This is a genomic window from Stenotrophomonas sp. a6, from assembly GCF_030913325.1.
Lineage (GTDB): Bacteria > Pseudomonadota > Gammaproteobacteria > Xanthomonadales > Xanthomonadaceae > Stenotrophomonas > Stenotrophomonas maltophilia.
Genome location: NZ_CP133161.1, coordinates 3140125 through 3154438 on the forward strand (window position 1 = coordinate 3140125; position 14314 = coordinate 3154438).

Annotated in this window: 7 protein-coding genes; 5 read left to right on the forward strand and 2 right to left on the reverse strand. The window is 63.5% G+C overall.

Translation table 11 applies throughout. From position 1 onward, the window contains the following. The first annotated feature begins 339 nt into the window (after positions 1-339). The 3 genes from Q9Q79_RS14575 to Q9Q79_RS14585 all read left to right on the forward strand — a co-directional run bounded on the left by Q9Q79_RS14575 (position 340) and on the right by Q9Q79_RS14585 (position 7882). Positions 340-3345, forward strand: a complete 3006-nt coding sequence (locus tag Q9Q79_RS14575; protein WP_258390965.1) for a carboxypeptidase regulatory-like domain-containing protein — start codon at positions 340-342, stop codon at positions 3343-3345. 202 nt (positions 3346-3547) lie between these two features. Beyond that, positions 3548-5650, forward strand: coding sequence for a M13-type metalloendopeptidase (locus Q9Q79_RS14580; protein ID WP_138969941.1), 2103 nt, complete (start codon positions 3548-3550; stop codon positions 5648-5650). Positions 5651-5872: 222 nt separating this feature from the next. After that, positions 5873-7882 (forward strand): M13 family metallopeptidase, encoded by a 2010-nt coding sequence (locus Q9Q79_RS14585; protein ID WP_005414105.1) that lies wholly within the window; start codon positions 5873-5875, stop codon positions 7880-7882. Positions 7883-8012: 130 nt separating this feature from the next. Here Q9Q79_RS14585 and Q9Q79_RS14590 read toward each other — a convergent pair whose 3' ends face one another. Next, a complete protein-coding gene (locus Q9Q79_RS14590; RefSeq protein ID WP_049459373.1) occupies positions 8013-11036 on the reverse strand; it encodes a TonB-dependent receptor in 3024 nt (1007 codons plus the stop codon). A gap of 318 nt (positions 11037-11354) precedes the next feature. On the opposite strand from Q9Q79_RS14590, the gene Q9Q79_RS14595 reads away from it, so the two are divergent. Both Q9Q79_RS14595 and Q9Q79_RS14600 read left to right on the forward strand, forming a co-directional pair. Beyond that, a complete protein-coding gene (locus Q9Q79_RS14595) occupies positions 11355-11849 on the forward strand; it encodes a VOC family protein (RefSeq protein WP_049459374.1) in 495 nt (164 codons plus the stop codon). 76 nt (positions 11850-11925) lie between these two features. Continuing rightward, the gene (locus Q9Q79_RS14600) at positions 11926-13509 is read left to right on the forward strand and encodes an NAD(P)/FAD-dependent oxidoreductase (RefSeq protein ID WP_201861799.1); all 1584 of its coding nucleotides are present in this window, start codon (positions 11926-11928) and stop codon (positions 13507-13509) included. A 50-nt stretch (positions 13510-13559) separates the two neighbouring features. On the opposite strand, the gene Q9Q79_RS14605 is transcribed toward Q9Q79_RS14600, so the two are convergent. After that, positions 13560-14234 carry a rhomboid family intramembrane serine protease gene (locus Q9Q79_RS14605; protein ID WP_005410509.1) on the reverse strand — a complete coding sequence of 225 codons (675 nt, stop codon included), beginning with the start codon at positions 14232-14234 and terminating at the stop codon, positions 13560-13562. Between the last annotated feature and the right edge of the window lie 80 nt (positions 14235-14314).

A 14314-nucleotide genomic window follows, 5' to 3' on the forward strand; every position in this document is an offset into this window, starting at 1 on the left:
AATATGACAATTCCACCTCATGCGGCGATCGCGTCGCCCATCACACGACAATTATTTTAGATGCATTTTCCCAGAACTTAGCTCCAGTATGGCGAATTTTACCAACCCAGGGCTTTTCCAAGTCTTTTCACCTGAAAAATTTCATTCAGGATTCATTGCATTTTTGTTCACGAGGCATTTATAAATGAGGCACGCCGTTTGTGACCGCGTTCCTGTTTGGCCACGAGGCGCACCCACTACACCCCGGAGAGAGTCCTGATGCAAACGAAGTTCTGGCGCCGCGCGGCGCTGGCTACCGCCCTGTCTGGTTGCCTTTTCTCGATCGCTCACGCTCAGTCCGTGACCGGTTACATCTACGGCCAGGCGCCGGCCGGCACGGGTTCGAGCGTGGTTGTCCGCAACCTGGGGACCGGCGCCACGCGCACCCTGCCGGTTGATGCCAATGGTCGTTACCGCGTGTCCGACCTGCCCAACGGCCGCTACTCGGTGGAACTGCGCCGTGACGGCGCCACGGTCACGACACAGAATGACGTGGCGGTCAACATCGCCTCCGGCACCGAGGTTTCCTTCGCCGGCGGCAAGGCGACTGATCTGGACGGCATCGTGGTGCGCGCCGCGTCGATGGCATCGATCGACGTTTCGCAGGTCGATACCCGGACCGTCTTCAGCTACGAAGACCTGCGCAGCCTTCCGCTGCCGCGCGACATCACTGCTGTTGCCCTGCTGGCACCCGGTGCGATCGCCAGCAACAGCTACAGCGGCGTACCCAGCTTCGGCGGTTCTGCTGCGTCGGAGAATGCCTATTACATCAACGGCTTTGCGGTAACCAACCCGCTGACCAGCATCGGCTCGACCACACTGCCCTTTGAGGCCATCGCCCAGGAACAGGTCCTCACCGGCGGCTATGGCGCGGACTTTGGGCGCTCCACCGGTGGCGTGGTCAACATCGTGACCCGTCGCGGCACCAACGAATGGAAGGCCGGTGCGTACGAGATCTGGAGCCCGGAATCGCTGCGCGCATCTCCGCGCAACATGTATTACGCCAACACCGGCCACTTCACCGCCAATGATCCGCGCGGCGCGGCTTACCAGACCGATGGCAAGCTGTATCAGTACCGCAACAAGAACAACTCCTGGCAGAACACCACCGGTGCCTATGTCGGCGGCCCGATCGTCCAGGACAAGCTGTTCTTCTTCGTCAACGGCGAGTTCACCAAGACTGACGGCACCAGCGCCCGCTACGCGACCAACACCAGCCCGGCCAACCTGACCCGCGGTTGGAACGAGTACACCTATGAATATCCGCGCTGGACGGCGAAGATCGACTGGAACATCACCGACAACCACGTCATCGAGCTGACAGGTGTGTCTGACGTTACCAAGTACGACGCCGAGTACTACTCGTTCGACTACAACAAGTTCACACATGGCGACGTGCAGACCGGCGGCATCAGCACCAAGGAAGACTCCAAACTCTACATCGGCAAGTACACCGGCTACCTGACCGACAACCTGACCCTGTCGGCGCTGTACGGTCGCCAGAAGATCGAACACTCGCAGGGCCTGTACAACTACGACGCAAGCTGCCCGTACATCAGTGCCGGAACCACTGCACGCGTGCCGGGCCTGAACTACAGCGGCTGCCAGAGCACGACCTCGCTGGTCAACGCCGACGGCGCCTTCGACGAGACCAAGGGCGGGCGTATCGACCTGACCTGGCGTCTGGGCAACCATGAACTCCGCTTCGGCTTCGACCGCCAGGATGCAGAGTCGCTGACCGGCACCGAGTATCCCGGCGGCTACGGCTGGATCTATCGTCGCTCCACCAACCCGAACACCCCGATCGATGCATCGCACGGCGTGAGCTCGGCAGCTTCCGGTGGCGGCCTGGGCGCACAGGGCTACTACGTCTATCGCCTGTACAGCACCAAGCTGGCACAGCCGAAGACCGAGCAGGCCTCGCAGTACATCGAAGACCGCTGGCAGGTTTCGGACAACGTTTTGCTATCGCTGGGGCTGCGCAACGAACAGTTCACCAACTACACCGGCACGGGCGAGAAGTATGCGAGCCAGAAGACGCAGCTGGCACCGCGTCTGGGCGTGGCCTGGGACGTTCATGGCGACTCGTCGCTGAAGTTGTTCGCCAATGCCGGTCGCTACCACCTGGCCATGCCGAACAACGTGGCAGTGCGTGCAGCCTCCGGCTCGCTCAACACCAACGAGTACTTCACCTACACCGGCGTCGATCCGACCACCGGTGCACCGACGGGGCTCAATTCCATTCCGGTCGATGCCTCGAAGGGGTACCTGTGCCCGGGCACCAACGCTGTCGCCAGCAACCTGGAATGCGGCAGTGCGCCGAATCCGCGCACCTTGGCCGCAGTGGACATGAAGTCGCACTACCAGGACGAGTACATCATTGGCATGGAGCAGCAGCTTGCGGCTGATACCGTCTGGGGCGCGAAGTTCACCTACCGCGAACTGAAGAGCGCGATCGACGACACCTGCACCCCCGCGCTGGGCGGCGCATGCTTCCTGTTCAACCCCGGCGTGGGCAACACCTTCTGGGAAGAACAGGCCGATGGCAGCTACGAGAAGGTGCACTATTCGGCAGCTGACCTTGGCCTGCCCAAGCTCAAGCGCAAGTACTACGCGCTGGACCTGTTCCTGGAGAAGCGTACGGACAACTGGTACGGCAAGGTCATGTACACCTTCAGCCGCAACTACGGCAATACCGAAGGCCAGCTGAACTCCGACCTGGATACCGGTACCGGTGGCCAGGAAGATGTGTCGGTCACCCAGGACTGGGATCTGCCGCAGCTGATGCAGGGCGCCAATGGGCTGCTGCCGAACCACCGTGGCCATGTGCTCAAGGCGTTCGGCTACATGAAGCTGACCCCCGAGTGGCGCGTGGGTGGCAGCCTGACCGTTGCCGAAGGTCGTCCGAACAACTGCACCAGCATGTACCCGACCCCAGACAAGGGCCTCTACGATGGCTCCTACTATTGGTACTGCGGCCTGCCGGGCAGCGGCACCACACCGGGCACGGCCGGTTACGTGCCGCCGTCGGCGGACTACGGTTCCTCGCCGCGCGGTTCGCACGGCAAGGCGCCGTGGCAGTTCAACCTGGGGCTGAATGTCGCGTACACGCCGGATTGGGCGAAGGGCCTGACCCTGCAGGCCGATGTGATCAACCTGCTGAATCGCCAGGTGGCTGGCAGCACGTACTCGCGTTACGCCGCCTCGCCGTACCGCGGCGCAGCGGACTACAACCCGGAGTACGGTCGTGACCTGAACTACTCGACCCCGCGCTACTTCCGCTTCACTGCCCGATACGATTTCTGATCATCCGGCAGCATCGTTGACCCGGAGGGCCCGTGCGATCCGCACGGGCCCTTCTTTTTTCCTTTCGTGGCGCGTCGCCGTCGGCCCCTTGCGCCCGGCCATGACCTTCGACACCCTTGCAGGGCAGGCCGGCGGCGTATCGTTCGGCCCACGGCCGTCCCTGCGGCCCTTCCCTGACTCACTCGGCCTGGAGGCCATCAAAGTGACCCGTACTCCCAAGATCGTGCTGCTGACCCTGGCCGTTTCGGCCGCGCTGGTTGGCTGCGGCAAGAACGAAACCCCGGCCAAGGACGCCATCGCCTCCACGCCGGCTGCCGCCGAAGCCACCCAGTACACCCTGGACGAGAGCAAGCTGCCGGCCTACAACGCCTTCCAGCCCAGCGACCTCGATACCAGCAAGGACGCCTGCGGCGCTTTCGGCGACTACGTGAACAGCAAGTGGCTGGCCGCCAATGAAATCCCGGGCGACCGCACCAGCTGGGGCGCGTTCACCATCCTCGACGAGCGTTCGGTGGCCGTGCAGCACCAGCTGGCCGAACAGGTCGCGCAGGTGAAGACCCCGAACCACATCGAGAAGATCGTCGGTGACCTGTGGGCCACCGGCATGGACGAGGCCAAGATCAACGCCCAGGGCATCGAGCCGCTGAAGGCCGACCTGACCGCGATCGATGGCCTGCAGGACAAGGCGGCCATCGCCAATTACCTGCGCTCCAGCGCCGCCAAGGGTGACAACGTTCTGTTCGGCTTCGGCGCCGAAGCCGACTTCAAGAACTCGGCCGTGAACATGGCCTACGCCAGCCAGGGCGGCCTGGGCCTGCCGGACAGCACCTACTACACCGATGCCAAGAACGCCGACAAACTGAAGGCCTACCAGGCGCACGTCGCCAAGGTGCTGGAGCTGTCCGGCGTCGCTGCTGCCGACGCTGCCAAGCAGGCCGAGGACGTGGTCAAGTTCGAGACCCGCCTGGCCAAGGCGTCCAAGTCGCGCGTCGAACTGTCGCGCAACGTCGAGCTGTACTACAACCCGGTCACCGTGGCCGACGCGGACAAGCTGACCCCGAACTTCAGCTGGACCGAGTTCTTCAAGTCGCAGGGCGTGGCCGCACCGGAGAAGTTCTCGCTGGCCATGCCGGCCTTCCATGAGGAAGTGAGCAAGGCGCTGGGCGACACCGATCCGTCGGTGTGGCGTGCCTACCTGCGCTTCCACACCGTGGACAGCGCCTCGCCGTACCTGGCCGACGCCTTCGTGCAGGAGAACTACGAGTTCTACGGCAAGACCCTCAACGGCCAGAAGGAGCAGAAGCCGCGCTGGAAGCGTGTGCTGGGCACCATCGAGAATGACGCCGGTGAAGCGTTCGGCCAGCTGTACGTGAAGGTGGCCTTCTCGCCGGAAGCCAAGGCGAAGATGGAAGAACTGGTGAAGAACCTGGCCGCCTCGCTGAAGGACCGCATCCAGGGCCTGAGCTGGATGAGCGATGAAACCAAGGCCAAGGCCATCGCCAAGTGGGAAACCTTCACCCCGAAGATCGGCTACCCGGACAAGTGGCGTGACTGGTCGGGCCTGCAGACCCAGCGCGACAGCTTCCTGGGCAACGTGCGCGCGGCCAACGAATTCAACTACAAGTTCAACCTGTCCAAGATCGGCAAGCCGGTGGACAAGACCGAGTGGGGCATGACCCCGCAGACGGTCAACGCCTACTACAACCCGCTGCAGAACGAGATCGTGTTCCCGGCCGCCATCCTGCAGCCGCCGTTCTTCGATCCGAAGGCCGACGACGCACTGAACTACGGCGGCATCGGCGCGGTGATCGGCCACGAAATGACCCACGGTTACGACGACCAGGGCGCACGTTTCGGGCCGACCGGCAACATGGAAGACTGGTGGACCGCCGCTGACAAGAAGAACTTCGAAGGCCTGACCGGCAAGCTGGTCAAGCAGTTCGACCAGTACAAGGTCGACGGCCAGGCGGTGAACGGCCACCTGACCCTGGGTGAGAACATCGCCGACCTGGGCGGCCTGGCTACCGCCTACGATGCCCTGCAGAAGGCCAGCGCCGGCAAGGAAGACCCGAAGGTGGACGGCTTCACCCGCGACCAGCGCTTCTTCTTCAACTGGGCCACCGTGTGGCGCACCAAGTACACCCCGGAGAACGCCAAGGTCCGCCTGGCGACCGACCCGCACGCCCCGGCGCAGTTCCGCGCCATGGGTGCGCCGTCGAACCTGCCGACCTTCGCGGCCGCGTTCCAGTGCAAGGCCGGTTCGCCGATGGCCCGCAGCGGCGACCAGCAGGTGGTGATCTGGTAAGCCACGGCTGACGCCGCGGCAGACCTGCAGAGGCCCGGGAATTCCCGGGCCTTTGTTTTTCCGGGGTGTTTTTCATCCACGCATGGTGTGGATCCAATGATCTCGGCGCTCCCCGTTAGCGGCCGACCCTGGCCGGCGAAAGCAGCGTGATGCGTGCATGCCGCGTCGATGCACGGCTTGCTATAGTGCGCGCGCCCTCAATCCATCACGGATTCGTTCCACATGCCCAATTTCCGTCCGCTTGCCATCGCCCTGGGCATCAGCCTGGCGACCCTGGTCCCGACCCATGATGCGTTCGCCGCCGCCAAGAAGAAGGCCGCGCGCGCCCCGGCCGTCAGCGCCCAGTGCAGCGACTTCTATGACGCCACCAACGCAGGCTGGCTGAAGGCCAACCCGGTGCCACAGACCGGTGCCACCACCGCGCTGGGCCAGCTGGTCGACCGCAGCCGTCAGCAGCAGCGTGAACTGCTCGACGCAGCCATGAAGGCGCCGCAGGGCAACGTGCAGAAACTGCTGGGCGACTTCTGGGCCAGCGGCCTGGACGAAGCCGCCGTGGAAGCCGACGGATCCAATCCGATCGCCCCGCTGCTGACCCGCATCAACGCCATCAAGAAGGCCAAGGATGTGCCGGCCTCGATCGCCGCGTTGCACCAGGTCGGCATCCCGGTGGCCTTCAACTTCGGCCCGGACGTGGACCTGAAGGCGCTGGACCGCCACATCGGTTACTTCATGCAGGGCGGCATGGGCCTGCCGGACCCGGCGTTCTATACCCGCACCGACGCCGACACCGTTGCGCTGATGGGCCGCTACCGCAATTACGTCAAGCAGATCCTGGCACTGACCGGCACTCCGGCCGCCAAGCTGGATGCCGAGTCGCAATCGGTGATCGCACTGGAAACCGAACTGGCGCGCAACGCGCAGTCGCTGGCCGGCATCAACAACCCGTTCAACAACTACGCGCCGATCTCCACCAAGGAGCTCAACAGCCGCTACCGCAACCTGCAGCTGGATGCCTTCCTGAAGGCCCAGGGCGTGGACGACGATCTGGTCTCGCTGGCCGACCCGGGCCTGTTCAAGCAGCTCGATGGCATGGTCACCAAGCTCAAGCCGGACCAGTGGAAGGCCTACCTGCGCTGGCGCGTGGGCGACTCGATGGCGCCCTACCTGTCCAAGGCCTACCGCGACGCCGAATTCGAATTCCGCGGCCGCGTGCTGCGTGGCGAAACCCTGCCGCCGCAGCGCTGGGAAGACGTGCTGGAGGCGATCAACGTGGCCGCCGGCCCGATGCTCGGTCGCGAATACGCCGCCCGTTACCTGTCGGCCGAAGACCGTCGCCAGGCCGCATGGATCGTCGACAAGGTGCGCGAAGTGCAGATCGAAGCGGTCAAGAACAGCAGCTGGATGAGTGCCGAAGCCAAGACCGAAGCGCAGGCCAAGCTGGCCGCGCTGAAGATCGAGATCGGTACCCCGCTGCGTGATCTCGACTACAGCGTGCAGCCGATGGGCCGTGGTTCGTTTGGCGGCAACATGCTGATCGCGTCGACCTGGCGCCACCGTGAGGAAATGAAGCGCATCGGCAAGGGCAACGCCGACCGCCGCTGGGACGTGCTGCCGCAGCAGCCGTCGCTGGCCTATGACCTGGCGCAGAACCGCCTGATCGTCACCGCTGCGATCCTGCAGGGGCCGGTGTTCAACGCCAAGGCCGACGCTGCCGACAAGTTCGGCAGCTTCGGTGGCCTGGTCGGCCACGAGCTGACCCGTGCGATCGATGCCAAGGGCGCACTGGTCGATGCCAAGGGCGAACTGCGCAGCTGGTGGACGCCGGCCGACAAGACCGCCTGGACCCTGCTCGGCAACCGCGTGGCCGCGCAGTACGGCGCCTACGATTTCCCGGGCGTGAAGGGTGCCAAGGTCAACGGCACGCTCACCCAGGAAGAGAACCTGGCCGACATCGCCGGTCTGGAACTGGCCTGGGCCGCGTACACCGCGCAGGAGCCGAAGGCCAAGCAGGCACAGCAACAGGGCTTCTTCCGCGCCTGGTCGGCACTGTGGGCGCAGCAGCTGTCGCCGAACGAGGCCGTGCGTCGCCTGACCGCCGACATCCGTGCACCGGGCCTGTGGCGCAGCAACGGCACGCTGGCCAACCTGCCGGCGTTCGGTGCCACCTTCAGCTGCAAGGCCGGCCAGCCGATGCAGCGCAGCGAAGCCGAGCAGATCAAGGTCTGGCGCTGAGCTAACTGCTGCAACTGGTAATGCAGAGGGCGCCTTCGGGCGCCCTTTTTTCGCTTGGCGACCCAAAAAAGGGACCCCGGCATGGCCGGGGTCCAGGTCGTTTTCTGGAGAGATCGATCAGGTGCTGCGATCAGAAGTCGTAGGACGCACTGACACGAACCGAACGAGGCGCGCTGAAGTAGGTACCCATGCCGTAGGTGTTGGACACCGTGTAGGGGCCATCTTCATAGACCGCGTCAGACTGCACGGCGCGACGCTGGTTCAGCACATTGAAAACATCCAGGCTGAAAGCCAGCTTGTGATCGGCAAACGAAGGGCGATACATCACGCCCAGATCCAGGCGGGTCGTCCAGGGCTGCCGGCCGGCGTCACCCGGACGCGACGGCTTGCCACCGCAATAGTGATAGGCCGCGTCGTAGCCCAGCGGATCACTCTCATCGGTGCCGTAGTAGCCCAGGCAGCTCTTCGGCGCCCCCGACATGATCCGCAGGGTGGCCGACGCCGACCACTCGTCGTTGAACATATAGGCGCCATAGCCCTTCAGCTGGTGACGGCGGTCGTTCGCCAGATAGCCACCGGCGTATTCCATCAGTGCCGCGGCATCCCAGTCCTGGGTCTTGGAGACGTCATCCTGGCCGATATCCGACTTCACCTGGCCTTCGGTATTGCCGAAGCTGCGCGACCAGGTGTAATCCAGACGTCCGTACCACTTGTCGCTCAGCGGGTGCTCGATGAACAGATCGACGGCGATGTAGTCACGCTTGGCCTTCTTGTTGCCGTAACCCCAGTCGGCGGAGCTCATCTGCACCGGCGTGTAACCCGAGCCATCCGCGTGTCGGATCATGAAGGTGTTGGTCTTGCCCGGATTGAAGATCACACAGCCCGGGACATCGAGATTGCTGTCGTCGACGCCCATCGCGGCAAGCTTGTCGTGGATGCGATCGGAGTCACAGGTATCGTCGATGGCCGTCTGCAGGCGACGATAGGTGAACTTGGCACCGGAGCTCCAGCGCTCGCCCAGCGTCTTCTCGAAGCCAAGGATCAGCTCGTCCTGGTACTGCGACTTCAGGTCGGTCGGCGCAATCGACAACGGATCAGGGGTCTGGCCATATTCATTGTTGGCTGACACCGGGCCCGGGCCCAGAGCGGTCAACCCGGTCGGGTTGCCGTTGGCATCAATTCCGCTATAGGTGAAGTACTCGCGGGTGAACGTCGAGGCGGAAGCACCACGAATGGCAACGCTGTTGGGCAACGCCAGGTAGTAGCGGCCCAGGTTGGCGAACACCTTCAGCGACGAATCGCCAAACACATCCCAGCTCGCGCCCAGGCGCGGCGCCCACTGGTCACCGCTGTCGACGTAAGGCTTGGCCGCACTGTTGTAGTTGGTGAACTTGTCATTGCGGATGCCGAGGGTCACCAACCAGTTCGGCGTGACCTGCCAGCGGTCCTCCAGATAGTAGGCCTTCTGCTTGACCGACATGCTGGTGGTCGTGGAGAAGATGTACTTCTGCACGAAGTAGCCATTGCCGCCCGGCGGGGTGATATCAAAGCCCGGATTCGGCGACGAGGCCGGATCAACACGACCATAGATCCAGGCATACCCCGGCCCGGTCATCGCCTGACCTTCGTTATGCCCCTGGAAGTACATGTTATCGATACCACCGGTCAGCTCGTGGTTGCCGATGCGGTACTGCAGGTCTACACGCAGGCCTCGGGTCTTGCTGCCCGCATCTGACGACTTGGTATAGAGCGCCGACTGGTCGTTGCGGATGGGGCGGCCACCGGTAATGGACGGATCCTGATTGCCCGGGCTGCTGAGATAGGGGTTGGCCGTATCCAGCGGATTCGACTCCAGATTGCTCTCCTTGCTGCGACCCCATACCGCACTCAGGGTCAGGTCATCGTTCAGGTAGCCGGTGTACTTGAAGATGTCAAAGTCGTCCTTGAGCTTCGTGGTGTTCGGGAACGTGCCGGTGCGATCACCTTCGGCCAGGTCCTCGTAGTCGAACGATCGGTAGTAGCCACCGTTGCGATCGGTGTTCTGCACGCGGGTGTATTCCAGCGTGTTGCTATCGTTGATGTTCCAGTCGATCTTTCCATAGAACTTCGGCGCATCAATGGTGTAGTGGTTGCGCACCTGCTGCGTTGCTGCAGAGCTGTTCGTGGACACACCTTCGGTGCGGTCCTTTTCCGCAGCCAAGTGAATGAACAGACGATCCTCGATCAGCGGGCCACTGGCATAGCCACTGTAGGTGGTACGCGTGGCGACATCGTCCTTGCGATAGCGATAGAGCGAACCAGGCAACGAGTCATCGGTGTAGCTGTATCCATCTGGCAGCTGGCGATTGGGATAGATGACAGTGGCCGCAGAAGCCGACAGCGAGTCCGGGGCCCAGGTGGCCTGCACGCCGAAATGCCATTCATTGGTGCCGCGCTTGCCGAGCTGGTTGATCACACCACCGGTGGAGCGCCCGTATCCCGCTCCGTAGCCGCCCATGAACGTTTCCTGCTGGTCGATCGACCCATAGGGCAGGCTGATACCACCCAGGTTGCTGAGCGGATTGTTGGCCAGGAAGCCATTCAGATAGTAGGCATTCTCAGTAACACTGGAACCACCGAAAGACAGCACCGAACGCGAGCCATTGCTGAACGCGCCACTGCCTGCGACAACACCTGGCGCGAGCAATGCGATGGCTTCGGCGCTGCGCCCCAGTGGCAACACATCCAGTTGCTCGGACGTAATGACCGACTTGGACACCGTATTGGTGACATCGATCTTCGGCACATTCGCCGCGACGACGTTCACGGCCTCCAGCGTGGTGGCGGCACTGCTGCCACCGGCAAACGATACCTCGGTGCCAACGCCGACCTTCAGCAGAACATTCTCGCGCTGATCGACGGTCCGGCCGTCACGCTGCTGGATGATGGTGTACTTGCCCACCGGCAACGAGCCGAGGTTGTAGCGGCCATTGCTGTCGACGGTCGCCGAGCGTTTCAGGCCCGTATCGCTCTGCACGACGATGGTCGTGCCGGCAGGCGCACTGCCGTACAACGAACCGGTCGTGCTCTGCGCGGCTGCGGCGCCGATGAAAGAAGTCAGGACGACCGCCAAGGCGGTGCGCTTCAACCTTGCGACGTGCTTGCTGCTGGTCATGGAGTTTCCTTGATTCGGTGAAGATCAGGCTGCAGTTGCAGAATTGCTGCACGGAAGCGACAGCCCCATGTAGCTGAACCAAATATTAATTTCATCAATTCTTAATTTGCAATGGCAGCTGAACAAAAATAACCAATTGAAATTGAAAGAAAAGTTTTGATACAAACATGAACTTTGTTCAAGTTTTGTTTATTAATCAGCCGCTTGCAGCCCGCTCCACCCGTTACCGCCCCCCCAGTCTCCGCTCACCGTGATACCCATCCCGGCTTAACACCCGGCGTGCTATCGCTGCGGCTTCGTCCATCGCGGAGCCCCGACATGGCACACAAGAACACCATCTGTGTCTGGTACGACAACGGCGCGCTCGAGGCCGCCACCTTCTATGCCAGCCTCCTGCCCGACAGCGCGGTCACCGCCGTGCATCACGCGCCGGGCGACTACCCGGATGGCAAGGAAGGCAACGTGCTGACCGTCGAATTCACCGTCTGCGGCATTCCCTGCGTCGGCCTCAACGGCGGCAGCGCGTTCAAGCACAGCGAAGCGTTCTCCTTCCAGATCCAGACCGAGGACCAGGCCGAGACCGACCGCCTGTGGAATGCGATCGTCGGCAACGGTGGCCAGGAGAGCCAATGCGGCTGGTGCAAGGATCGCTGGGGCATCTCCTGGCAGATCAGCCCGCGCATGCTCATCGAAGCGGTGACCAGCAAGGACAAGGCACTGGCCAAGCGCGCCTTCAACGCGATGATGCCGATGAAGAAGATCGACATCGCCACCATCGAAGCGGCAATAAAAGAAGGGGACGGAGGGGATTAAGTCGTTTCTTCCCATCGCCGCTGGTCCCGTGCCAATTGCGACTTAATCCCCTCCGTCCCTTTTTTCAGAGGTGCTGATGTCCTGGGATGCAATCATCATCGGGGGTGGCCACAACGGTCTGGTCTGTGCGGCCTATCTGGCGAAGGCCGGAAAGAACGTGCTGGTCCTTGAACGGCGCGGCGTGCTCGGCGGAGCGGCGGTCACCGAGGAGTTCCATCCCGGCTTCCGCAACTCGGTGGCGTCGTACACGGTGTCGCTGTTGCAACCGAAGGTGATCGAAGACCTGCAACTGCATGCGCATGGGCTGCGCATTGTCACGCGCCCGGCCAACAACTTCCTGCCATTGCCCGACGACCGCTACCTGTTGTCGGCACCTGGCCGCACCCAGGCCGAAGTCGCTGGATTCTCCGCTCGGGATGCACAGCGCCTGCCAGCGTACGAAGCACGCCTGGAGATCTTCGCCGATGTACTGCGCGCGTGGGCTCTCCGCGCGCCACCGGACATCGGCGTCGCCGGCGGCTGGCGCGGCCTGCCCGCACTTTGGCAGATGGGGAAGCTCGGCCGCGAACTGGCGGCGCTGGATGCACCGCTGCGGCAGGAGCTGCTGGACCTGTTCACGCTGTCGGCGGCGGAATACCTGGACCGCTGGTTCGAGAGCGAGCCGATCAAGGCGCTGTTCGGCTTCGATGGCATCGTCGGCAACTATGCCAGTCCATACACACCGGGCAGCGCCTACGTGTTGCTGCATCACGTGTTCGGCCAGTGCAATGGCGTGAAGGGTGCATGGGGCCATGCGATGGGTGGCATGGGCGCGATCAGCCAGGCCATCGCCAGCGCGGCGCGCGAGGCCGGGGCCGAGCTGCGCGTGGATGCCGGCGTGCGACGGGTACTGACCGAACAGGGCCGCACCGTGGGGGTGGAACTGGCCAACGGCGAAACCCTGCGTGCACGCGCGGTGGTCGCCAACGTCAATCCGAAGCTGCTGTACGAACAGCTGCTGGAGCCGGCGCAGGTACCGGCTGCCACACGCGAACGCATGACGAACTGGCGCTGCGGTTCCGGCACCTTCCGGATGAACGTGGCGCTGTCGCGGCTGCCGGAGTTCCGCGCCCTGCCCGGTCCGGGCGATCACCTCAGTGCCGGCATCATCATGGCACCCAGCCTGGACTACATGGATCGCGCCTGGCTGGATGCGCGCCGCGACGGTTGGTCGCGCGAACCGATCGTGGAAATGCTGATACCCAGTACGCTGGACGATTCACTGGCACCGCCCGGGCAGCATGTGGCCAGCCTGTTCTGCCAGCATGTGGCGCCGGTACTTCCTGATGGGCGTCACTGGGATGACCACCGCGAGACGGTAGCCGACCTGATGATCGCTACCGTTGAACGCTATGCGCCCGGCTTCGCTGACAGCGTGCTCGGTCGTCAGGTGCTGTCCCCGCTCGATCTGGAACGCACCTTCGGCCTGGTCGGCGGCGACATCTTCCACGGCGCACTGAGCGCCAACCAGTTGTTCTCGGCGCGGCCGATGGTCGGCCAGGCCGGCTATCGCGGCGCCCTTCCCGGCCTGTATCTGTGTGGGTCGGGTACCCATCCCGGCGGTGGTGTTACCGGTGCACCGGGGCACAATGCGGCGCAGGTGGTGCTGCGGGACCTGTAGCGGTGTGCCGACCAACGGTCGGCACCCACAGCCTCAAATGATCCTTCGGATCATTTGACGCTGCGCAGATGGTTCGGGCGCTTCGGTGGGCCGGGCGGGCGGCGCTTGTTGAACGGCGGCTGCCCGCGCCAGTAACGGATCAGCAACCAGCCGAACAGCATGCCGCCCAGGTGCGCGAAATGGGCCACGCCCGGCTGCCAGCCGGTCATGCCCAGCACCAGTTCGCCCACGCCGAACAGGATCACGAAGGTCCGCGCCTTCATCGGGATCGGCGGGAACAGCAGCATCACCCGCTGGTTGGGGAACAGCATGCCGTAGGCCAGCAGCAGGCCAAACACGCCACCGGAGGCGCCCAGCACCGTCGCCGGGTTTTCCAGCAGCGTGCCCACCAGCAGCTGGCAGACGCCTGCACCAGCCACGCACACCAGGTAATACAGCAGGAAGCGCTTCTCGCCCCAGGTCTGCTCCAGCGGCGCGCCGAACATGAAGACCGCCAGCATGTTGAAGAACAGGTGGCCGAAGCTGCCATGCAGGAAGCCATAGGTCAGCAGCTGCCACGGCTGGAAGTTGCCGCCCGGCGAGAACGCATCGAAGCCCTGCTGCAGCGGTTGCAGCATGAACGGCTCGAAGGTCTGCATGCCGAGCAGGAACGGCTGCTGCAGCAGGAACAGGATCGCATTGGCGATCAGCAGGGCCTTGGTGACGGTTGGCAGTCGCGGGAACATGGGAGTACCGGCATGGAACGGCCTCCATCATAGCCGCAGCACCGTGTCTTGTTGGCGGCCCTCAGGTCCGGCCTGTTCAG